This window comes from Candidatus Microthrix subdominans, assembly GCA_016719385.1.
In the GTDB taxonomy this organism is placed as follows: Bacteria; Actinomycetota; Acidimicrobiia; order Acidimicrobiales; family Microtrichaceae; genus Microthrix; species Microthrix subdominans.
This window is the reverse complement of record JADJZA010000006.1, coordinates 82,916-103,758: the sequence shown is the minus strand read 5'-3', so window position 1 is coordinate 103,758 and position 20,843 is coordinate 82,916. Positions and strand designations below refer to the sequence as shown.

General features: G+C 68.6%; 19 protein-coding genes and 1 tRNA gene. 12 read left to right on the top strand and 8 right to left on the bottom strand.

Annotation, left to right across the window (positions count from 1 at the left end):
- The first annotated feature begins 48 nt into the window (after positions 1 to 48).
- Complete coding sequence (locus IPN02_08565; GenBank protein ID MBK9296874.1) at positions 49 to 978, top strand: hypothetical protein; 930 nt, start codon at positions 49 to 51, stop codon at positions 976 to 978.
- Between the two features lie 2 nt (positions 979 to 980).
- Here IPN02_08565 and IPN02_08560 read toward each other — a convergent pair whose 3' ends face one another.
- Together IPN02_08560 and IPN02_08555 are read right to left on the bottom strand one after the other, a co-directional pair.
- Positions 981 to 2,123, bottom strand: a complete 1,143-nt coding sequence (locus IPN02_08560; protein MBK9296873.1) for an HlyC/CorC family transporter — start codon at positions 2,121 to 2,123, stop codon at positions 981 to 983.
- Positions 2,120 to 3,466, bottom strand: a complete 1,347-nt coding sequence (locus tag IPN02_08555) for an HlyC/CorC family transporter (GenBank protein MBK9296872.1) — start codon at positions 3,464 to 3,466, stop codon at positions 2,120 to 2,122. The genes IPN02_08560 and IPN02_08555 overlap by 4 nt, the downstream gene beginning before the upstream one ends.
- A 95-nt stretch (positions 3,467 to 3,561) precedes the next feature.
- Here IPN02_08555 and meaB point away from each other — a divergent pair, with 95 nt between their 5' ends.
- Entirely contained in the window at positions 3,562 to 4,650 is a 1,089-nt protein-coding gene (meaB, locus tag IPN02_08550; protein MBK9296871.1) for a methylmalonyl Co-A mutase-associated GTPase MeaB, read from the top strand.
- 42 nt (positions 4,651 to 4,692) lie between these two features.
- Here the strand turns inward: meaB and IPN02_08545 are convergent.
- A tRNA-Leu gene (locus IPN02_08545) sits at positions 4,693 to 4,776 on the bottom strand.
- A gap of 158 nt (positions 4,777 to 4,934) precedes the next feature.
- Between IPN02_08545 and IPN02_08540 the strand changes: the two genes are divergently transcribed.
- The 3 genes from IPN02_08540 to IPN02_08530 are packed head-to-tail and all read left to right on the top strand — an operon-like array spanning position 4,935 to position 7,547.
- Positions 4,935 to 5,591, top strand: coding sequence for an FHA domain-containing protein (locus IPN02_08540; protein ID MBK9296870.1), 657 nt, complete (start codon positions 4,935 to 4,937; stop codon positions 5,589 to 5,591).
- A 46-nt stretch (positions 5,592 to 5,637) separates the two neighbouring features.
- Complete coding sequence (locus tag IPN02_08535) at positions 5,638 to 6,102, top strand: FHA domain-containing protein (GenBank protein MBK9296869.1); 465 nt, start codon at positions 5,638 to 5,640, stop codon at positions 6,100 to 6,102.
- On the top strand, positions 6,099 to 7,547 hold the full coding sequence (locus IPN02_08530) for a Stp1/IreP family PP2C-type Ser/Thr phosphatase (GenBank protein MBK9296868.1): 1,449 nt from the start codon (positions 6,099 to 6,101) through the stop codon (positions 7,545 to 7,547). The genes IPN02_08535 and IPN02_08530 overlap by 4 nt, the downstream gene beginning before the upstream one ends.
- On the opposite strand, the gene IPN02_08525 is transcribed toward IPN02_08530, so the two are convergent.
- On the bottom strand, positions 7,544 to 7,699 hold the full coding sequence (locus IPN02_08525; protein MBK9296867.1) for a hypothetical protein: 156 nt from the start codon (positions 7,697 to 7,699) through the stop codon (positions 7,544 to 7,546). The two genes, IPN02_08530 and IPN02_08525, sit on opposite strands and share 4 nt — an antisense overlap.
- Between IPN02_08525 and IPN02_08520 the strand changes: the two genes are divergently transcribed.
- From IPN02_08520 to IPN02_08500, 5 genes are all read left to right on the top strand, one after another.
- Positions 7,698 to 8,894: an FtsW/RodA/SpoVE family cell cycle protein gene (locus IPN02_08520; GenBank protein ID MBK9296866.1), complete on the top strand. Its 1,197-nt coding sequence runs from the start codon at positions 7,698 to 7,700 to the stop codon at positions 8,892 to 8,894. The genes IPN02_08525 and IPN02_08520 overlap by 2 nt on opposite strands.
- Complete coding sequence (locus IPN02_08515) at positions 8,891 to 10,447, top strand: penicillin-binding protein 2 (protein MBK9296865.1); 1,557 nt, start codon at positions 8,891 to 8,893, stop codon at positions 10,445 to 10,447. The genes IPN02_08520 and IPN02_08515 overlap by 4 nt, the downstream gene beginning before the upstream one ends.
- Before the next feature lie 103 nt (positions 10,448 to 10,550).
- Positions 10,551 to 12,617 (top strand): Stk1 family PASTA domain-containing Ser/Thr kinase, encoded by a 2,067-nt coding sequence (gene pknB / locus IPN02_08510; protein MBK9296864.1) that lies wholly within the window; start codon positions 10,551 to 10,553, stop codon positions 12,615 to 12,617.
- A gap of 77 nt (positions 12,618 to 12,694) precedes the next feature.
- Entirely contained in the window at positions 12,695 to 13,663 is a 969-nt protein-coding gene (locus tag IPN02_08505; GenBank protein MBK9296863.1) for a PASTA domain-containing protein, read from the top strand.
- Complete coding sequence (locus IPN02_08500; GenBank protein ID MBK9296862.1) at positions 13,660 to 14,982, top strand: PASTA domain-containing protein; 1,323 nt, start codon at positions 13,660 to 13,662, stop codon at positions 14,980 to 14,982. Before IPN02_08505 ends, IPN02_08500 begins: the two co-directional genes overlap by 4 nt.
- Here IPN02_08500 and IPN02_08495 read toward each other — a convergent pair whose 3' ends face one another.
- The gene (locus IPN02_08495; protein MBK9296861.1) at positions 14,983 to 15,600 is read right to left on the bottom strand and encodes an aminodeoxychorismate/anthranilate synthase component II; all 618 of its coding nucleotides are present in this window, start codon (positions 15,598 to 15,600) and stop codon (positions 14,983 to 14,985) included.
- A 92-nt stretch (positions 15,601 to 15,692) separates the two neighbouring features.
- On the opposite strand from IPN02_08495, the gene IPN02_08490 reads away from it, so the two are divergent.
- Positions 15,693 to 16,112 (top strand): hypothetical protein, encoded by a 420-nt coding sequence (locus IPN02_08490; GenBank protein MBK9296860.1) that lies wholly within the window; start codon positions 15,693 to 15,695, stop codon positions 16,110 to 16,112.
- Between the two features lie 138 nt (positions 16,113 to 16,250).
- Here the strand turns inward: IPN02_08490 and IPN02_08485 are convergent, their stop codons facing one another.
- Both IPN02_08485 and IPN02_08480 read right to left on the bottom strand, forming a co-directional pair.
- A complete protein-coding gene (locus IPN02_08485; GenBank protein MBK9296859.1) occupies positions 16,251 to 16,658 on the bottom strand; it encodes a hypothetical protein in 408 nt (135 codons plus the stop codon).
- 93 nt (positions 16,659 to 16,751) lie between these two features.
- Positions 16,752 to 17,957, bottom strand: coding sequence for a thiolase family protein (locus IPN02_08480; GenBank protein ID MBK9296858.1), 1,206 nt, complete (start codon positions 17,955 to 17,957; stop codon positions 16,752 to 16,754).
- 197 nt (positions 17,958 to 18,154) lie between these two features.
- Between IPN02_08480 and IPN02_08475 the strand changes: the two genes are divergently transcribed.
- On the top strand, positions 18,155 to 19,945 hold the full coding sequence (locus IPN02_08475; protein MBK9296857.1) for an AMP-binding protein: 1,791 nt from the start codon (positions 18,155 to 18,157) through the stop codon (positions 19,943 to 19,945).
- A gap of 43 nt (positions 19,946 to 19,988) precedes the next feature.
- On the opposite strand, the gene IPN02_08470 is transcribed toward IPN02_08475, so the two are convergent.
- Positions 19,989 to 20,810, bottom strand: coding sequence for a DUF983 domain-containing protein (locus tag IPN02_08470; protein ID MBK9296856.1), 822 nt, complete (start codon positions 20,808 to 20,810; stop codon positions 19,989 to 19,991).
- Between the last annotated feature and the right edge of the window lie 33 nt (positions 20,811 to 20,843).

Genomic DNA, 20,843 nt, shown 5'->3' with positions numbered 1-20,843 from the left:
GTCGTCATCGGGGCCGACCGCACCGGCCTCGATGGGAGGAATCGAACGATGGACACCTTCGGTACGCAACCAGGCGACATGGAGCAACCCGGCGTGGCGGCACTCGATGGGTTGGCGCTGCCCCCCTGGGCCCGGCCGTTGCGCTCGCAAGGTCGGGCCCGGGAGCTCCTGAAGGTGACGACCGCGGTCGTCACCCACCGCTACAGCGCTCCGGTGGTCGACGGGTGGGAGGGTTCGCTTGCCGTCCCCGACGGTGGCCCGGTCTTCGGCATGACCACGCTGGCCGAGGTGGCCGCCCGTATCCCTCGGAGCGAGTGGCGGCTGCTGGTCTACGACATGATCTCGGCGTTGGACCAGCTCGACGCTCCGGCGATGGACGCGATGCTCTCCGACTGGGACGAGGTGAAGGACCGCTTGAGGGTGCGCATCTTCGGCGGGCGCAGCGACGAGCGGCCCGTGCCGGTGGTCGCCAAGCCACTTGGGCCCACCTCCTACATCGGCCTCGGCGTGGAGCTCGATCGGGTGATGGCCTCGGTGAGCGTGGTGCATGCGGGCCGGTGGGGAGTGCCGATGCCCGATGTGTGGGCGACAGCGGCGGTCAACCGGGCCGAACTGGTGTCGGTCACCTACGAGATCCAGTTGCACGACTGCTGCCCCTTCGCCCTGGTCGACGGTGATGGGCTGGCCGTCACCGGACACGCGCTCGACCTGACACTGGCCATCCCCGAGCTGTCGTGCCCACCCGATGTGGCGGTGATGGCGCCAAGCGCCCACAACCTGTTGGTGCTGCCCCAACCCCTGGACGGCCTCGAGAGCGCCGGCGAGTTGCTCCGTGCGTTTCACGGGGCGGGCATCGACCGGGCGGAGGCCAGCGGCAACCGGGTGTCGTTCGACGTGTTTCGCTACCGGGGGCCGGGCCTGTTGACCTACGAGGCGGCGTGGTCCAGGCCGGCCCCCGCACGGTCCGTCTACAACTGAGCTCAGTCGCTCTCGGGCAGCATGGGGGTGCGGCGGCGGGCGTTGTGGCGCACGCTGCGCAGGCGGCCCTGAACCTTGACCCGCACCGGTGGCTCGGCCAGGTCGCCGACCGCCTCCTCGATCAGGTCGCGCAGGGTGACCAAACCGAGGGTGAGGCCGCTGTTGCTCACGACGAGGGCGACGTGGGCGTCTCCGCTCTGCAACAACAACAGCACGTCCTCGGTCAAGTCGTCCGGTGAGACCGACACCACCGGCCGAAGCAGATCACCGGCGGTTTTCTCGGCCCGCTCAACCTCATCCAGCAACAGAACGTCGCGCACGAGGACCATGCCGGCGACATCGTCCAGATCGGCGTCGTGGGTTACCAGCAGGCGGCTCCGTTCGGTTCGCCGGGCGGTTTCCTCGATCGCGTCGGCGTCATCGTCGATGCTCACCTCGACGATGTCGTTGCGGCTCGTCATCACCGAACCGAGCGTCGTTGCGCTGAGGTGCAGCCCGCGGGTGAGCAGTTCCTGGTCGGCCGGATGGATGCCCACCCCGCCCTCGGCGTTGGCGCCCGATTGTCTGATGAGCAGCCCGAGGTCGGCGGCGCTGTAGGCGGCGGCATCGTCGCGTGGGGTGGTGCCGGTCAGCCTCACGGTGACGTTGGCCATCCAGTTGAGGGCGGCGATCAGCGGGCGAAAGAGCGATACGAACCCGACAAAGGGCCGGGCGAGCACGAGCATCGACTTTTCCGGCGACGAGATGGCAATGCTTTTGGGTGCCATCTCGCCGAGCACCATGTGCAAGAAGACGACGATCGACAGCCCGATCGTGAACCCGATCGCGCGGACGACCCCGCCCGGTAGCTCGATCCTCCCATCGAGGACAGCGTTGAGTGCGCCCTCGATCAGGTGGGCGATTGCGGGTTCGGCCAGGGCACCGATGCCCAGCGAGCACATCGTGATCCCCAACTGGGCGCCGGCGAGCATCACCGACAGTTCCTTCGAAGCCTTGATACCGGCGAGGGCCCGCCCGTCGCCGTCTGCCGCCAGTTGTTCCAACCGGGACCGGCGGGCCGCCAGCACGGCGAACTCGGCAGCGACGAACGCCCCGTTGGCGGCCAGCAGCAGCAGCGAGAGCCCGAGGGCGACCGGGGTGCTCATCGCTCGATGCCCCCGGCACCTTGGTCGGACTGTCGGATGTGGATCCACTCGGCGGCCCGGTGGTCCATCGACTCGACCTCGAGTTCGAGGGTCGTGCCGCCGTCCCCGGACACGACGACGACCTCGCCGACCGCGGGGACGGAGCCCAGCAGGGTCATCACCAGCCCGCCGACGGTGTCGTAGGGTCCTTCGGGCAGCTCGAGACCGAACTCGCGCTGCACGTCGACGACCAATGCGGAGCCGCGAATGCGCCAGCCGTCATCGACGACCGATCCCAGCTCCGGCCCGACCGCCGGCAGGTCGTACTCATCCTCGATCGGTCCGAGCAGGCGCTCGACCAGATCCTCCAGGGTGACGATGCCGGACAGGTCGCCGTACTCGTCGGTGACGACCGCCAACTCGCTGCCCCGCTGACGGAACCGCTCGAGGACCTCCTGCGCCGAGGTGGATTCGACCACTTCGGTCGGGTACGCGGTCATCAGGTCGACGACACGCGCCGACGCCCGCTTCTCCGGCTTCACCCCGACGAGCTGTTTCAAGCTGACCAGCCCGCGCACCTCGTCGATGCCGTCCTCGCTGCGGTGAACGACGGGAAAACGGGTGTAGGCAACACGAGCGGCGGCCATCAGGTCGGCGCCGGTGGCGGTGTCGGGCAGCGTGACCACCTTGCGGCGCGGCACCATCACCTGGTCGGCGGTGAGGCTGCGGAACTCGAGGACCCGGCTGAGGAGCCGGGCCTGGCCTTGCGAGAGGTTGCCTTGCTCGGCCGCCGCCTCGACGATGTAGTCCAGTTCCTCGATCGTGACCGACGAGTCGAGTTCCTCGACGGCGTGCAGCCCAAAGCGGGCGAGGAGCGCGTTGGCCGACCCGTCGAACAGCCGGACGATCGGCCCGAAGATCCGCATGTAGATATTCAGGCCGCGGGCCAGGCGAAGGGCGACGCGCTCCGGTTTGGTGATCGCATAGTTCTTCGGCGCCAGCTCCCCCAGCACCATCTGGGCGACGACCGCCACCAGGAAGGCGAGGGTCGTCGACACCGCCGTCCGCGCCGCTCCGGCGAGACCGATCATCTCGAACAGCGGGCGGAACAGCTGTTCCAGGACCGGTTCGGCGATGAAACCGAGGACGAGCGAGGTGGCGGTGATGCCGAACTGCGCGCCGGACAACATGAACCCGACACGACCCAGCACCGAGAGTGCCCGTTTGGCGGAGGCGTCTCCGGCGGCCTCCGCCTCCTCGAGCCGGTGCCGACGGACAGCGACGTAGCCAAACTCCGCAGCGACGAACCAAGCATTGCTGCCGATGAGGGCAAAGATGGCGAGCAGGCCGAGGAAGGTGTTCATGGGATGCGTGGGCGCTCGGGAGAGACTATCGGGGTGTCGATCGGCCCCGGGCCGGAACCGGGCGGGGTGCGCCCCGGCTGTAGCTTGGACGCCCGATGGCTGCGCCGTGGGACGTCGAACGTTACGTGGAGGGCACTCGCTCCGGAGACCGGGCGGCCGTCGCCCGCACGATCACCCTGATGGAGAGCAGCCGTCCGGACCATCGGGAGGTCGCCCGCGAGGTGCTCAGGGCGCTGTTGCCGCACACCGGCGGGGCCCAGCGGGTGGGCATCACCGGGGTGCCGGGCGTGGGCAAGAGCACGTTCATCGATCAGCTGGGCGTCAACCTCACCGCCGCCGGCCACCGGGTGGCGGTGCTGGCGGTCGACCCCTCCAGCTCGCGCACCGGCGGGTCGATCCTGGGCGACAAGACGCGCATGTCCCGGCTGGCGGTGGACCCGGCGGCCTTCGTTCGTCCGTCGCCCACCGGCCGCACCCTGGGTGGGGTGACCAGCGTGACCCGCGAGACCATGCTGGTGTGCGAGGCCGCCGGGTACGACGTGGTGCTGGTCGAGACCGTCGGCGTTGGCCAGTCCGAGACGGTCGTCGCCGACATGGTCGACATGTTTTGCGTGCTGATGCTGCCCGGTGCGGGCGACGAACTTCAGGGCATCAAAAAAGGCATTCTGGAGCTGGCCGACCTGGTGGTGGTCAACAAGGCCGACGGCGACAACGTCAACCGCGCCCGGTTGGCGGCAGCGGAGCTGAAGCGGGCGCTGCACCTGCTGGTGCCGGCGAGTCCCAACTGGTCGCCGCCCGTGCTGATCGCCTCGGCCCTCGCCGACACCGGTCTCGACGAGCTCTGGGAGCAGGTGGGCGAGCACCGACGGCGGATGACCGCCTCGGGCGAGCTGGAGCAGCGACGACGCGACCAACAGGTTCGCTGGCTGTGGGGCCTGTTGGAGGACCGCCTGATGGCCGAACTGCACAGCAACGAAGCGGTGGCCTCGGCGGTGTCCGCCGCCGAACGTCAGGTTCGGGATGGGCAGATCCCCGCACCGGTGGCTGCCGAGACGGTATGGGCGAGCTATCGCTCCGAGGTGGCCCGGCTCGACCGACCGCCGGGTTCGATCGATCCGCCGCTCTGTCCGACGAGCTTGCTCAACCGCCCGGAGGGGGCGCCATCGAAGGTGCGCCGCCCGTGATCCGGAGCCGGGAGCCGGGTCCTGCCGGGAACTTTTCTGTTGTGCGCGAGGAGGGACTTGAACCCTCACGTCCTTTCGGACACTGGAACCTGAATCCAGCGCGTCTGCCAATTCCGCCACTCGCGCGTGGCTTGCCCGGCCCAGCGTAGAAGGTTCGCGGCCCCGGTGCACACCGACGGTGCGCAGGCCCTTGCCCAGGTACTCGCCGACCGGCGGGGCCGCACCGGTCGCTTGGGATCGGGAGGGTTAACCCTCTGCGGTCCGCCGGTGGGTATCGTGTGGCTGTGGGTATCCAAGGATTTGAACGTCGGCTGGAAAACCTCATCGAGGGCACCTTCGCCCGGGTGTTCCGCAGTGGTCTCAACCCGGTCGAGCTGGGTCGCAAGCTGGTCCGCACGCTGGACGACAAGCGCTCGGTCGGGGTCAACGGACGGGTGATCGTGCCGAACGACTTCACGTTCGTGCTCGCCGAGGACGACTACGAGCAGATGGCCGACATGGCCGGGGTGCTCGCCCGCGACCTGGGCGACGCAGCGCGTGAGCACGCTCGTGACATGGGCTACTCCTTCGCCGGACCGATTCAGACCACCTTTGCCGTGTCGACCGACCTTCGTCCGGGGGTTTTCGAGGTGGAGGCGGCCCACAAGGAGGGCGACGGCTCGCCGGTGGGAAGCCTGCTGTTGCCGACCGGCGACCGGGTTCCGTTGGGTCAGTACGTCGTGTCGGTGGGCCGTCAGACCGACTGCACGATCGTGCTCGGCGACCCCAAGGTGTCCCGCCGCCACGCCGAAGTGCGCCCGTCGGGAAGCGGTTTCGTGCTCGTCGACCTCAACTCGACCAACGGCAGCTACGTCAACCGGCAACGCATCAGCCAGCACCAACTGGTCGACGGCGACGAGCTGGGCTTCGGTCACACCTACTTCTTCTTTGAAGCGTTCTGAGTCGGAGCGTCCCCGGGTGCCCTCCCGGGGCCGGTAATCTTTCGCCGTGCCCGAGCAGCTGCTCAACCTCCTGAAGATCTGTCTTCTCGTTCTGTTGTACCTGTTCTTTCTGCGCGTGCTGCGCGCCGTCTGGGCCGAGGTCAGCGTGACCAACGGGGCGTCGGTGATCGCAGGAACCGATCGGCGTCGCTTCGGTCGGCGGCGTTCCACGGGCGGCGCAAAGGCGCCTCAGGGACTGCGGGTACTCGAACCGCCGGATTGGGCCGGACGGGCGATGGGCATGGCGCCGCACATCACGATCGGGCGAGACCCCAGCTCGACGCTGCCGATCTCCGACAACTACCTGTCCCATCACCACGCCCGCATCGTCGACCGGGACGGCGATTACCTGTTGGAAGACCTGGGGTCGACCAACGGCACCTACCTCAACGGCAAGCGCATGACCGCCCCGGCGCCGCTGCGCCGAGGCGACCGGGTGCAAGCGGGCAACCTTGTGATGGAGGTGACATGACCTCCTTCACCTGGGGTGGAGCCACGCACACCGGTCAGGTCCGGGCGATGAACCAGGACAACCTGGTGACCGCCGACGGTCTGTTCGCGGTCGCCGACGGGATGGGCGGCCACCTCGGCGGTGAGGTGGCCTCCGAGCGGGCCGTCCAACTACTCAAGGATCGGGCCCCAGCCGGGCTGGAGGCCCTGATCGACGCGGTGAGGGCGGCCAACCTGGGTGTTCACACCGAGGCGGCTGGCAACCCCGAGCTGCGGGGCATGGGGACAACCCTGGTGGCGGTGGTCGGCACCGATGACGGACTTGGGTTGATCAACGTCGGCGACTCGCGCATCTACCTGTACCGCTCCGGCGTGCTCAAGCAGCTCTCCGAGGACCACTCGCTGGTCGAGACGATGGTCCGCCGAGGTGAGATCACCGCTGAGGCCGCGCTCACCCACCCCCAGCGCAACGTGGTGTTGCGCGCGCTTGGGGTTGACTCCGAGGTGGACCTGGACGCGTGGACGCTCACGCCGGCAAACGGCGACCGCCTGGTGCTGTGCAGCGATGGGTTGTTCAACGAGGTCTCCGGCGTGCAGATCGCCGGGATCCTGGAGAGCAACGCCGATCCGCAGGCGGCGGCGGACCGCCTGGTCGAGGCGGCCAACGAGGGGGGAGGGCGGGACAACATCACCGTGGTGGTCGTCGACGTCGAGGCCGACGCCGTCAGCTCTCCGGTCGAGGATCGACTCACGCAGGTGCTCTTCGCCGACCAGGCGGCGCGGGCACGAGCCGACGACGCCACCCGCGAGGTGGCCGTTCCGGTCGGCGCAACCACGCCGGAGGAACCCGACGAACCGCTCCCCCCGGCGCTCCCGCCCGACGACGGTCACCCGAACCAGGACGCGGATCGTGTTCCCGTCGACGACGATGGGGCCGACGCCGGCGAGGTGTCCGAACCGGTCGGGGCGGCGCCGACCCGTTCGCTGTTGCGAACCCTTGCGTTCCTGATGGCGATCATCCTCACGTTCGGGGTGGCGGCGGCCGGCGTGGGCATGTGGGGGCGCATGTCATGGTTCGTCGCGCTCTCGCCCGACGACCAGGTGACGATCTACCAGGGACGACCCGGCGGCTTCCTGTGGCTGGAGCCGACGGTCGCTGAGCGCTCGACGCTGCGGCCCGACGACCTCGAGCAGGCCGACCTGCTGGAGATGGACGGGGGCAAGGTGGTCGGCAGTCTGAACGCGGCCGAACAGTACGTGGAGAACCTGCGCAACCGCGCGATCGAACGGGCGACGACGACCACCCGGGCCACGACGACGACCAAGAAGCCGACGGCGACGACCAAGAAGCCGACGGCGACGACCCTCAAGCCGCCGACGGCCACCACCGCCCCACAGCCAAGCGTCACGACCAAGGCGAACTCGCTGCGGAGCCCGGTGGCCCGCCCGCCGATGGGCGCGCCCTAGATGAACGGCCCTGCATGAACGGCAAGGACCGACGTACCACCGAGCTCGGCCTGATCCTGCTGGGCCTGGTGATCATTGGCGCCGCCTACACCCTGGCCGGCCTGGGCAGGCCGGGCCTCGTTGCCCGCCGATGTGGTGCCGTTCCTCGTCATGATCGTCGTCCTGGTGCTGATCGCGCACCTGGCGGTGCGACGTCTGGCCCCCAACGCTGATGGGATCATCCTGCCGGTGGTGGCACTGCTCAACGGGCTCGGTTACGTGTTCATCGCCCGTATCGACCAGGACCTGGCCGTCCGCCAGGCCGGTTGGACCGCGGCGGGTGTGGTGGCGTTCGTAGCGACGCTGGCGCTCGTGCGACGGGTCAAGAGCCTGGCGGACTACGGCTACACGTTGTTGTTTCTCGGCCTCGGGTTGTTGTTGTTGCCCCTGCTGCCCGTGATCGGCAAGACGATCAACGGAGCCCGGATTTGGATCGGCGTGGGCCCCTTCTCGGTGCAGCCCGCCGAGTTCGCCAAGATCGCCCTGATCCTGTTCTTCGCCACCTATCTGGTGACCAACCGGGAACTGCTCGGGCTGACCAACTGGCGGGTGGGCCCGTTGCACCTCCCCGCTCCCAAGTTCTTGGCCCCGGTGCTGCTGGCCTGGGGAGTCGCCCTGTTGATCATGGTCGTGCAAACCGACCTGGGCTCGGCGTTGTTGTTTTTCGTTCTGTTCCTGTCGATGCTGTGGATCGCCACCGAGCGCCTGATCTATCCGGTGGTCGGCGGGCTGTTGTTCGGTGTGGGTGCCACGCTGGCGTGGACTCAACTCGGTCACGTGCAGGACCGTGTGGCGGCCTGGTTGAACCCCTGGGACCTGGCCGACGGCTCTGGCTTTCAGATCGTTCAGGGAACCTACGCGTTGGCGTGGGGCGGCATCGGCGGGCAGGGGCTGGGCCGGGGCTACGGCATCCAGGGCTTGGGCAAGGCCTTCGTCGCCACCGACTCGATCTTCGTGATCATCGGCGAGGAGTTGGGGATCTTCGGTTCGACGGCCGTGTTGGCGGCATTTCTGTTGATCGCCGGCGCCGGCTTTCGCATTGCGATGCGGGCCGATGACCCCTATCACAAGCTGCTGGCTGCAGGACTGACCGTGTCGCTGAGCTTCCAGGCGTTCGTCATCCTCGGCGGGTTGTTGCGGGTGTTGCCCCTGACCGGCATCACCTTGCCGTTCCTGTCCTATGGAGGTTCGTCGCTGATCGCCAACTACGTGTTGGTGGCACTGCTGCTGCGAACCTCCGATGAGGTCTCGACCCGTGCCGAGGGAACGGCTCGCGGCGGCCGGGTCCGGGTGGGGGCGAACGTGTGAACGTCCAGATCCGGCGGCTGGCGGTGGGGATATTGGTGCTGTATTCAGCGCTGTTTGTGCGGCTGAACGTTGTGCAGGTGTACTCGGCGGGCGACCTCAACGTGCGCGAGGGCAACAACCGCCAGGTGCTTCGAGACTTCGATCGCCCGCGAGGCAAGATCCAAACCTCCGACGGCACGGTGCTGGCCTTCACCACCGAGACCGGAGGCGACGGCTTCGAGTACCAACGCAACTATCCGACCGGCGAGCTGTTTGCCCAGGTCACGGGCTACTTCACGCTCGGGCTGGGGTCGACCGGCGTCGAGCGCAGCTACGGCGACGACCTGTCCGGCCAGTCGGGCGCGTTCGAACTGCGGGCGCTCACCAACCTGTTCGATTCCGAGGGGACGACGGGCGACGTCGTGTTGTCGATGCGCAACGACGTTCAGGAGACCGCACGCGACGCTTTGGGCGACCGGCGCGGGTCGGTGGTGGCCCTCGACCCCCGGACCGGGGAGATCCTGGCGTTGTGGTCCACGCCGTCCTACGACCCCAACCTGCTGGTCGATTCGACGGGCAGCGAGGCCATCCGGGTGAAGACCCTGCTCGACGAGTCACCGGACAAGCCGCTGCTCGCCAGGTCCTTTCGCGAGTTGTTTGCCCCGGGCTCGACGTTCAAGGTGGTGACCGCCTCCGCCGGTGTGCGTTCGGGTGCGGTCACCATGGACACGCCGTCCTACCCACAGCTGACCGAGTGGACACCTCCCGGCACCACCAAGGCGATCCGCAACTTCGATGGCGCCCTGTGCGGCGGTCCGCTCGACGAGATCCTGCGGGTGTCGTGCAACACGAGCTTTGCCGAGATGGGTGCCCGCACGGTCGGGCCCGACCAGTTGGTCGAAACCGCCGAGGACTTTGGCTTCGGTTCCAAGCCACCGATCGACATTCCGGGGGCGGTCGCCTCGGAGATCCCCACCGATTACGGCCGCCCGCTCGGACCTTTCCCCGACGGCGAGGGTGGCACGGTGTACGAGAACACGGCCGGGTTGGCCCAGGTTTCGATCGGGCAGGGCGATGCCCGGGCCACACCGCTGCAGATGGCGATGGTGGCCGGCGCGATCGGCAACGGGGGGATCGTCATGGAGCCCCACGTCGTTGCCGAGGTACGCGACACCGAAGGCGATGTCGTGCGCGAGATCGAGCCCGCCATCTGGAAGCGGCCGCTCGACCAGAAGCAGGCGGCGGTGGTGAGAACCGCGATGGACGGCGTGGTCGACGACGGGACGGCGGAGGCTTTGGACATCGAGGGCTTCGAGGTGGGTGGCAAGACCGGTACGGCCCAGACCGTCGCCGGCGAGGACCGCTCGCACGCCTGGATCGTCGGGTACGCCGGCGTCGAGGGGGAGGCTGCCGAGGTTGCGGTGGCGGTGATCGTCGAGGCCCAGCAGGGCATCTCCGAACAAACCGGGGGCCGGGTGGCCGCTCCGATCGCCCAGAGGGTGCTGCGCACCGCCCTCAACCCGGCGCCGGTATCGGCGCCGGGCGATCTTCCCGGCCAGCTCGGAGGCAACTGATGAGGCCAGAGCGCACCCCGGGAGGCACCTGCGTGAAGGGATCCCGCCAACGGAGGGCCGATGCCCCAAAACCGCGTCGGGCCACCGGTAGTGTAGGCACACGATGACGCAGCAACTCGAGGTGCTGAGTGATCGCTACGAACTGCACCGCAAGCTGGCCACGGGCGGCATGGCGGACGTGTGGCTCGCTCGCGATCGGGTGCTCGATCGACCGGTCGCGGTCAAGATCATGTTCGCCCAGTTCGCCACCGATCCGCTGTTCGTCGAGCGATTCCGACGCGAGGCCAAGTCGGCGGGCAACCTGAACCATCCCAACATCGTCGGCGTTTACGACTGGGGTGAGCAGGGCGGCACGTACTTCATCGTCATGGAGTACATCGAGGGCCCGTCGGTGGCCGAGGTGCTCAAGTCCGAAGGCCCGCTCCATCCCCGCCGGGCGGCCGAGATCGCCGCCGACGTCGCCGAGGCGCTGAGCTTCGCCCACGTGGAGGGGGTCATCCACCGGGACATCAAGCCGGGCAACATCATGTTGACCAAAGCCGGGCGGGCCAAGGTGACCGACTTTGGCATCGCCAGGTTGGCGACGGCCCCCAACAACGAGCTGACCAAGGCCGGCTCGGTCATGGGTACCGCCACCTACTTTTCGCCCGAGCAGGCCCAGGGCCACACGCTGGATGGTCGTTCGGACCTGTATTCCCTCGGCGCGGTGCTCTTCGAGATGCTCACCGGCCAGCCGCCGTTCCAGGCCGAGTCGCCCGTGGCCATCGCCTACAAGCATGTGCAGGAACGACCCCGGCGACCGGCATCGATCCAGCCCGGCCTTCCCTTCGCCATCGAGGCGATCACCCTGCGGTTGCTCACCAAGAACCCGGCCAACCGCTACCCCGATGCAACCGAGCTGCGCGACGACCTGCACCGGTTCCTTGCCGATCAGACCACGCGCGCCGAGCTGGCGCTGCAGCGCTCCCAGCAGGCGGCACCCGCCGCCACGGCCGCCACGCAGGTGGTCACCACCACGCCCGGTGTTGGCGACGCCACCCAGGTGGTGGCCGCTGCGCACCCGGAGGACCCCGACGACGAACTGACTCCGGAGGAGGAGCCGTCGCGCTCCAAGCGGTTCGCCATCATCCTGGCGGCCCTCCTCATCCTGGCGGCGTTGATCGCCGGCGGGATCGTCGCCGCGCTCAACGCCGGCAGCAGCACCCGGGAGGTGCCCGACGTGATCGATCGGCCCCTCGCCGAGGCCACCGACCTGCTCGAGGCCGATGGGTTCAACGTCGAGGCGGTCGCCGAACCGAACGCCAACGTAGAGGCGAACATCGTCTACCGCACCGACCCGGCGGCCGGGGTCGAGGCCGATGAGGGCTCGACCGTCACCGTGGTCTACAACCCTTCGGCCGAGCCGGTCGAGGTTCCCAAGGTCACCGGCCTTCCGGTCGACGAGGCGTTGAAGCTGCTGGCGAGCAAGGGATTTCGCAACGTGGAAACCCAGGACGCCGAGGGCGCCCAAGGTGAGCCGGGCACCGTGGTGAGCCAGAACCCGGTGGCGGGCAGCGAGAAGCCGGTGAAGGACAAGGTCGTCTTGCGCATCGTGCCGATCCCGGTGCTCAAGGACATCCCCGAGGTGGCCGGGCTCTCCCCGGACGAGGCGACGGCCAAGCTGCAGGCGGCTGGGTTCGTCGTGGCCAGCACCAGCTCGGAGGCTTCGAACAGCACGCCCAACGGCAAGGTGACCCGTACCGATCCGACCGGCCGCGTGGAGCAGGGCAGCGAGCTCACCCTGTTCGTGTCGAGCGGTCCGTCGAGCGTGAAGGTGCCGACGGTGGAGGGCAGCACCGAGCAGGCGGCGCGCCAGCGCCTCCAGGAGCGGGGCCTCAAGGCGGCGACCGAAACGGTCCGGACCGAGGATTCGTCGCTGGACGGGGTGGTGTTGTCATCCAACCCCGAGGGTGGCGAGTCGGTGGACGCCAACTCGACGGTCACCCTGCGGGTGGGCAGCTACCGGGCCCCGCCGACCGCAGCGCCGACGACGGCGCCGCCGGCCACCGAGCCCCCGGCGACCCAGCCACCGGTCACCCGTCCCCCGGCGACGACGAGGCCGCCGACGACATCGCCGCCCCCCAGCACCACGGTGGCGCCGACCACGACAGAACTACCAGCGGGCGACTGAACATGACCGATCCGACCCCATCGTCGGGACGCGGAGACGCACCGGTGACAGCGGATCGACAGCTCGGCCAGCGAAGGATGACGTTCGCAGAGCTGCGCCGCCGGGGCTTCGAGTCCGGCCAGCTGGTCGTCCTGAGCTTCCTCCTGGTCCTGGGCGCCGGCATTCCGTTGCTGGCGCTGTCGCCGACGCTCAACCCGGCCGACCTGCTGTTGGGCCGGTACCGGTTTCAGGAAACCCCGGACCTGATCGGGTTGACCCAACCGAAAGCGATCCAGGCGCTCGTTCGCGAGGGTTTGGACTCGACGGTCCGCTTCGATTACTCGGCGACGGTGCCGAGGGGTGAGGTGGCCGCCCAAGACCCACCGTCGGGCGATCCGGTACGGCGCGGTGGCAAGGTCACCGTCACCGTGTCTCGGGGCAAGGCGGAGTTTGTTGTACCCAAGTTGGTCGGCACCACCAGACGGTCGGTCGAGAAGCTCTTTGCCGACACCGGGGTGGCCCTCGACATTGCCGAGTTCCCCACCGAGGACGCTGTCGCCGGCGAGGTGATCCGCCAGGATCCGTTGCCCGGCGAAGTGGTTCGCTCCGGCGACACGCTGGCGCTGGTGGTGTCCCAGGGCGCCCAGAAGCGGAAGGTGCCGGAGGTGCGCAGGCTGCCCGCCGCCGGGGCGGCGTTCATCCTGGGCAACGCCGGGTTCGTCGTCGATGGGGTCACGTTGGAACGGGATCCGTTCCTGCCCAAGGGGGCGGTGGTGCGAACCGATCCGGCGGTGGGCAAGAACCTGAACAAGGACACCGTGGTCGAGTTGGTCGTCAGCGATGGACCCCCTCAGGTCAAGGCCCCCACCCTGGTCGGCACCCAGGAGACCCAGGCTCTGGAATCCTTGGAGTCGATCGGCCTGGTGGCGGCGACCACAACCCGGTTGGTGGGTCCGTCAGACCCGATCAACGGCGAGGTGCTGACCCAAAAGCCCGATGCCGGCACGTTGATGGATCCGGGCCAGGTCGTCGAGATCTTGGTGGCACGCGGGGGGACGCCGGGATGAGCCTGCTCTCGACCCAGCCGGTCGACGTCGAGCCCGAGGATGGCGTGGCCAACGCCGAAGCAGCCGCCAGCGCCGAACCAGCTGCGCCGGGGGGTGCCGCCGAACCCGGCGGGGTGACCGATCCCGCCGGAGTGCCAGATCACACCCGGGTGACCGAGATCGGCGACTACGAGGTGGTCGAAGGTGGTCAGCGTTGGACCTCGCTGGCGGTGGCGCTCATCGCGCTGGTGTTGTTGATGTGGCTGGCGGTCGATGCGTTCACCCAACGCCTCGGCATCGAGCGCGACGTGGTCGTTCCCGACATCCAGGTTCAGGACTTCAGCGGCCAGGGCCTGGCCGATGCCCAGCGCGAGGTCGAGGCCGGCGGGCTGGTGGCAGCGATCGAGTTTCGCGCCAACGACCTGGAGGAGTTCCCCCCAGGCACCATCTTCACCCAGCGTCCTCTGCAGGGCGCCAAGCTGCCGGCCGGGTCGCGGGTGACCCTGGTCGCGTCGTCGGGGCCGTCCCAGTTCGTCGTTCCCGACGTGGCTGGCCAGGAGTTGGACGAGGCCCAGCGCCTGGTGAGCGCCATCGGGCTGAAGCCCAAGGCGGTCCCTCAGTACTCGGACTCGGTGCGGGTCAATGAGGTGATCGAATCCCGTCCGCGGCCGGGCACCGAGGCTGCGGAGAACAGCGAGGTCGAGATCGTCGTGTCGGCCGGATACGCCCCGCGCAAGGTGCCCAAGATGGTCGGCCTGCCGGCGGAGGAAGCGCTCAACCTGCTGGGCCGAAGCGGTTTGGGTGCCGGCGACCTCGACACGCAGTACCGCGCCGGCGCCGAGGAGGGAACCGTGCTCGAGGTGTCGCCGAACGTCGGGACCGTGCTGTCGCGCAACTCGGCGGTCAACGTGGTGATCGCCGGTCCGCCCCCGATGGTCGGCGTGCCCTCGGTCGAGGGTCTGGGCCGGGAGCGAGCCGAGGGCGAGGTGGCCGACGCCGGGCTGGATGCGAGGGTTCTCGTTCTGCGCGTTCCGCTGGGCAGCCCCGATGACGGCCGGGTGATCAGCCAAGGGGTGCCTCCTCAAACCGAGGTGGCCCCCGGGTTTGAGATCGAGCTCATCGTCGGGCAGGCACCGCCACCTCCGACAACGCGACCGCCGCCGCCGACCGTGCTGATCACGGTGCCACCGACCGCGCCTCCGACGACGCAGCCACCTCCGACCGCGCCTCCGACGACGCAGCCGCCTCCGACGGAGCCTCCGACGACGCAGCCACCTCCGACGCAGCCGCCGACGACCCAACCGCCCCCCGTCACTGGGGCCCCACCGGTCCCGGGCTGATCAGCTGGGCGAGGATACGACCGGCGGCTGCGGTGCCGGCCGACCGGCCAGCGTCAGAAAATTGCCGAGCAGTTGGTGGCCGGCGACGGTCAGGATCGACTCGGGGTGGAACTGGACCGCCTCGGTGAGCTGGTGGCGATGGCGCAGGCCCATCACCAGCCCGTCGTCGCTGCGGGCGCTGATCTCGAGGTGCTCGGGCACGGTGGCCTCGTCGACGATCAGCGAGTGGTATCGGGTGGCCACCAACGGGTTGGGCAATCCGGCAAAGACGCCCCGACCATCGTGATCGATCGACGAGGTCTTGCCATGCATCACCTGCGGTGCGCGCACGACCGACGCTCCGTTCACTTCGCCCAGGCATTGCAGGCCGAGGCAGACGCCGAAGATCGGTACCTCGCCGCCGAGCTCCCGGAACACCGCCTTCGAGATCCCCGCTTGCGGGGGCCGCCCGGGACCAGGCGAGATCACAACCCCGGCGGGGCTGAGGGCACGAATCTGCTCGATGGTCACCGCATCGTTGCGAAACACCTGCGGTGCGACCCCGAGCTCGCCCAGGTACTGGACGAGGTTGTAGGTGAAGCTGTCGTAGTTGTCGATGACGACGATGCCGGTCGGCATCGCCCCGACGGCGGGTGCGGGGGTGGACGCAGCGTGGGCAGGCACGGGGGCAGGCTACCCGTGCAGGCGGTGTGGGCCGGTAGGCTGAGGCGATGGCCAAGCCCACCAAACGTCGTGTTGAGGGCGAGCATTCTCGCCGAGTGACCCCCAAGGCAGGCGCCGCAGCCCCCGCCAAGGCACCCTCGACGGGTGCTGCAAGCGATACCTCGACCGGCGCCGACCAGAGGCCGTCGAAGCCGGGCACCGCAGCCTCTGACGCCACGCGTCGGTCGAAGCGGGTCACCGAGCATGCCGAGTCCCGCCGTTACACCCCGCCGAGCCCTGTCGACATGCCCTCGCCATGGTGGGTGCCCGCCATGATGTGGACGTTCATCGGTGCGGGCGGACTGGCGATCATCTTGAACTACGCCGAGATTCTGCCCGGGACGAGCAACGGTGCCAACGGTTGGTACCTGATCGGCGGCCTGGTCGCCATCCTGGCGGGCATCATGACCGCCACCCAGTACCGCTGAGCACAACCCCGACCGATATCGCCAGGCGAGGGTAGGGGAGTGACGCCAGGCGGGGTGTGAAGTTACACCGGTGTCACTTAACCCCAGGTTTATCCACAGGTGGGGATAACCGGTTCGGAGGGGGTCGGCGCGATCGGGTTACTCCTTCGGCGTGATCAGGTCCATGTCCTCCATGCAGTGGCGGGGAGGTTCGGGATCCTCTTCGAGCGCGGCGGTCATGCGCACCTCGGTGCTGCACAGGCTGCAGCGGTACACCAGCTTCACCTTGCGCAGCGTCCCAGGGTCGGGCGGCGGCGGCAACGGTGTGGCAACCGAACGGGCCATGGCGATGCCCGGAAACAACAGCAGGCCGATCGCAATCACGGCGATGACGGCGCGCCAGGGGCCGACGCCCCAGATGCCGACCATCGCCCCCCAGGCGGCCGCGCCGAAAGCCGCCCTGAATGCCCAGGCGCGAAGCCGCGAGTGACCAGCCGGGGCCGGGCTGGGCGCTTCGTCGGTTGACGGCCGGGTCGCCGGGCTCAGCGCTGGGGTCGTGTCGTCCACGTCACCAGTCTGGCCCGGCGCCCTGCTCCGGACACACCGCCGCTCCCGTTGACAGCGGACCAGTCCGAGTCAGCGGGCATGGGGGCGGGGCGCTCAGCCCAGGCGCTCGATGATGGCGGCGTTGGCCAGGCCACCGCCCTCGCACATCGTCTGCAGGCCGTAGCGGCCGCCGGTGCGCTCCAGCTCGTTCACCAGGGTGGCGAGCAGCTTGGTGCCCGATGCGCCCAGCGGGTGGCCCAAGGCGATGGCGCCGCCGTTGACGTTGACCTTGGCGTCGAAGGTCTCATCGTCGAGGCCCATCTCGGCCTTCCAGGCCAGCACGACCGAGGCGAAGGCCTCGTTGACCTCGAACAGGTCGATGTCGTCGATGCTCATGTTGGCGCGCTCGAGCACCTTCCGGGTCGAAGGGATCGGTCCGGTCAGCATGGTCACGGGGTCGACGCCGGCCAACGAGAAGGCGTGGAAACGGGCCCGCGGGGTGAGCCCCAGCTCGGCGGCCTTCTCCTCGCTCATGATCAGGGCAGCCGAGGCGCCGTCGGTGATCTGCGAGCTGTTGGCTGCGGTCACCTTGCCGTCGGGCTTGAAGGCGGGCTTCAGCTTGGCCAGGCCCTCGGCGGTGGTTCCCGGGCGGATCCCCTCATCAGCGGTCACCGGGGCATCCTCGATGGCAACGTCGCCGGTCTCCTTGTCGCGGCGGCGACCCTGCACCGGGATGATCTCGTTGTCGAAGCGGCCCTCGTCACGGGCACGCTCGGCGAACTGCTGGGACCGGGCACCGAAGGCGTCGAGGTCCTCGCGGCTCAGGCCCCACTGGTCGGCGATCATCTCGGCGGAGATGCCCTGCGGGACCAGGCCGCCCTGCTCGGCGTAGCGCTCGTTCATGCCCTCGGTGAAGGGGAATCCAACGCCTTTGGAGACCGAGGCGCCCATCGGCACCAGGCTCATCTCCTCGACACCGGCGGCGACGACGACGTCGTAGGCGCCGGCCATCACGCCCTGGGCGGCGAAGGTGTAGGCCTGCTGGGACGACCCGCACTGTCGGTCGATCGTGGTTGCCGGCACCGTGTCGGGCCAGCCGGCGGCGAGGACGGCGTTGCGGCCCACGTTGAGGGCCTGGGCGCCCACCTGCATGACGCAGCCCACGATGACGTCGTCGACGATCGCCGGATCGAGGCCGTTGCGCTCCTGGAGCGCCTTCAGCGCCTCGGCGGCCAGGTCGGCCGGATGCCAACCCGACAGGACACCGTTGCGCCTTCCCCCTGGGGTGCGGACGACATCGACGATGACTGCGTTTGGCATGGAGGACTCCCGATGGTGGTGATCGTTGCTGGCTGAACGGCCTCTTGACCGGACGGTCAAGTCTTCCCCAGCCCGGGGGAGGGGGTCAACCACGGGTTGTCGCGGCGGTCTGTGACCCAACGCACATCAGCGCGACTATCCTGCTCTCAGACGTACACGAGCATCCGCATCGAACGGGTGCCCCGGGGAGGACCACCATGCCGCTAACCGACCAAGAGATCCTCGACCGAGTCGAGGGCCAGACCGTGCCCACTGCGTTCATGGCCACGCTGGCCGAGCACAGCGACCTGGTGGCGGTGCGGTGGATGTCAGAGGGCGACTGGTTTCAGCTGAGCTTCGCCGAGTTCGCCGAGCGGGTGGCGACCGCAGCTGCGGGCCTGAGGGCGCTGGGCGTCGGCCATGGCGACCGCATCGTCATCATGATGCGCAACATCCCCGAGTTTCACATCGTCGACCTGGCCGCAACCTTCCTCGGCGCCACCCCGATCTCGATCTACAACAGCTCGTCGGCCGACCAGATCGCCTACCTGGTGGGCGACTGCGAGGCCAAGGTGGCCGTGCTTGAGAACGATGGCTTCCTCCAGCGGTTCCAGGCGGCTCGCGACCGCCTACCGGCTCTCCAGTCGATCGTCACGCTGCACGGCGGCGACGACGACACGGTGCGCTGGGACGACTTCATGGGCCACGACCCGGTCGACCTGACCGTGGAGGTCACCAACGCCACGCCCGACGACCTGGCCACCGTCATCTACACCTCTGGGACCACGGGCAACCCCAAGGGGGTGATGCTGAGCCACCGCAACATTGTGTGGACCGGCCAGTCGCTGCGCGAGACCTTCCCGTTCCCCGAGACCGCCGGCGTCAAGGTCATGTCGTACCTGCCGATGGCGCATATCGCCGAGCGCATGACCTCGCACTATGCCAGCGTCATCATGGCCTACGAGGTGATCTGTTGCCCCGAGTTCTCCGAGCTCACCACCTACATCGGCGCGGTGCACCCTCAACTGATGTTCGGCGTGCCCCGGGTCTGGGAAAAGGTCCACTCGGGGATCACCGCTGCGCTCTCGGCCGATCCAGAAAAGGAGCAGAAGGTCGCGGAGGCGGTCGAGGCGGCACTGCCGATCATGGCCAAGATGGACGCCGGCACGGCGACCGAGGACGAGATTGCCACGTGGAACTTCCTCGACGACGTGGCCTTCTCCACCATTCGAGAGCTGTTGGGCCTCGACGAGCTGAAGCTTGCGGTCACCGGTGCTGCACCCATTTCGCCCGAGCTGTTGTCGTGGTTCCGGGCGATCGGCATCAACCTGTGCGAGGTGTACGGCATGTCGGAGTCGTCCGGCCCGATGACCTTCACGGTGGAGAAGCCGAAGGCGGGCACGGGAGGCCCGGCCATCCCCGGCTCGGAGGTGGCGCTTGCCGACGACGGTGAAGTGATCTTCCGGGGTTCCAACGTGTTCGTCGGCTACCTCAACCAGCCCGAAAAGACCGCCGAAACGCTCATCGATGGCTGGCTCTATTCCGGTGACATCGGCACGATCGACGAGGATGGCTACCTGACGATCGTCGACCGCAAGAAGGAGCTGATCGTCACGGCCGGTGGCAAGAACATCAGCCCCGCCAACCTGGAGGCCGAGCTGAAGATGATCGACATCGTCGGCCAGGCCGCGGCCATCGGGGATCAGCGCAAGTTTGTGTCGGCGCTGTTGGTGCTCGATCCCGAGGTGGCCCCGATCTGGGCCAAGAAGAACGGTGTCGAATTCTCCAGCCTCGACGACCTTGCCCAGCACGAGGCGGTGAGGGAGCACATCGACGAGGGCGTCGCCGAGGCGATGCAGGGCTTCAACAGTGCCGAAGCGGTGAAGCGTTGGGTGATCCTCGGCGACGAGTGGGAGCCCGACTCCGACGTGTTGACCCCGACCTCCAAGCTGAAGCGCCGGGGCATCCTGGCCCGTTATCAGGACGAGATCGACTCGATGTACGCCTGAGCACTGCCGACGGGGTGGGCCGCTGGCCCGTCGGCCGGAGGGTTCAGTTCAGGTCGGGCCGTGCCGGCACCTTGGGTTTTGTGCGGGCCTTGGCGGCCCGCGGCGAGTTTCCACTCGGCAGCACCCGAGGTGCATGCGGGGCCTCGTCGTCGCGCAGCGGCGACAACAACAGGTCGATCGCCAGCCAAAGAGCCTTGGTGAACGGCAGACCCGCCAGCGACACGAAGATGGCCCAGCTCACTGCGACCACGGTCAACGGCACGGTCGGGATGTCCGGTTGGGTGAGCACCACCCCAATGGCGACGACGCCCATCAGCGATGCAAACGTCACGATCGTATTCATGCCGATCGCCCCGATGAAGGTGCCGGGCTCCCGCTCGAAGCGCAGCCCGCATCGGGGGCAGTGCTTGGCCAGGTTGAACCACTTGGAGAAAAGGTGGCCCGAACCGCACACCGGGCAGCGCCGCGTCGCCCCGCGGAACAGGATGCGATACGAGGTGATACCCAGCTGGGTCATGGTCGTGGGCGGCTCGCCGCTGGGCCGGGTCGGGCGCGGGCGGCCGGTGCGTGGGTCGATTCGGGTCACTGGATCCTCACAGGCGGTGCGGCCGCAGCGGCTGACGACCGCCTTCACTCTCCCCCGCTGCGGTAGCGGGATGCCAGTCGCCCCGGTTGCTGGGTGCTCTCCTCGCAGCGCCGAGATCCCGGCCTCATAGTCCGTCAGCGCCGAAGCGATGCTCGGCGTGGCGAGAGCTGATGCCGGGTCATACCCCAGCGTGAGGTCGGTCAGGCTGCGCCAGCCAGTTTGGCCGGTAGGAAATTCCCACGCCACCGAGAGCGCTTCGGGACGATCGCTCGTCGCCACCCGGATGGAAGCACCGACGGTGCCCCCATCTGA

Excerpts from the sequence above, each read along its gene's own strand:
- IPN02_08565 (MBK9296874.1), top strand. The coding sequence starts at position 49 with ATGGACACCTTCGGTACGCAACCAGGCGACATGGAGCAACCCGGCGTG.
- IPN02_08560 (MBK9296873.1), bottom strand. The coding sequence starts at position 2,123 with ATGAGCACCCCGGTCGCCCTCGGGCTCTCGCTGCTGCTGCTGGCCGCC.
- IPN02_08555 (MBK9296872.1), bottom strand. The coding sequence starts at position 3,466 with ATGAACACCTTCCTCGGCCTGCTCGCCATCTTTGCCCTCATCGGCAGC.
- meaB (MBK9296871.1), top strand. The coding sequence starts at position 3,562 with ATGGCTGCGCCGTGGGACGTCGAACGTTACGTGGAGGGCACTCGCTCC.
- IPN02_08530 (MBK9296868.1), top strand. The coding sequence starts at position 6,099 with ATGACCTCCTTCACCTGGGGTGGAGCCACGCACACCGGTCAGGTCCGG.
- IPN02_08520 (MBK9296866.1), top strand. The coding sequence starts at position 7,698 with ATGATCGTCGTCCTGGTGCTGATCGCGCACCTGGCGGTGCGACGTCTG.
- IPN02_08525 (MBK9296867.1), bottom strand. The coding sequence starts at position 7,699 with ATGACGAGGAACGGCACCACATCGGCGGGCAACGAGGCCCGGCCTGCC.
- pknB (MBK9296864.1), top strand. The coding sequence starts at position 10,551 with ATGACGCAGCAACTCGAGGTGCTGAGTGATCGCTACGAACTGCACCGC.
- IPN02_08505 (MBK9296863.1), top strand. The coding sequence starts at position 12,695 with ATGACGTTCGCAGAGCTGCGCCGCCGGGGCTTCGAGTCCGGCCAGCTG.
- IPN02_08500 (MBK9296862.1), top strand. The coding sequence starts at position 13,660 with ATGAGCCTGCTCTCGACCCAGCCGGTCGACGTCGAGCCCGAGGATGGC.
- IPN02_08495 (MBK9296861.1), bottom strand. The coding sequence starts at position 15,600 with ATGCCGACCGGCATCGTCGTCATCGACAACTACGACAGCTTCACCTAC.
- IPN02_08490 (MBK9296860.1), top strand. The coding sequence starts at position 15,693 with ATGGCCAAGCCCACCAAACGTCGTGTTGAGGGCGAGCATTCTCGCCGA.
- IPN02_08480 (MBK9296858.1), bottom strand. The coding sequence starts at position 17,957 with ATGCCAAACGCAGTCATCGTCGATGTCGTCCGCACCCCAGGGGGAAGG.
- IPN02_08475 (MBK9296857.1), top strand. The coding sequence starts at position 18,155 with ATGCCGCTAACCGACCAAGAGATCCTCGACCGAGTCGAGGGCCAGACC.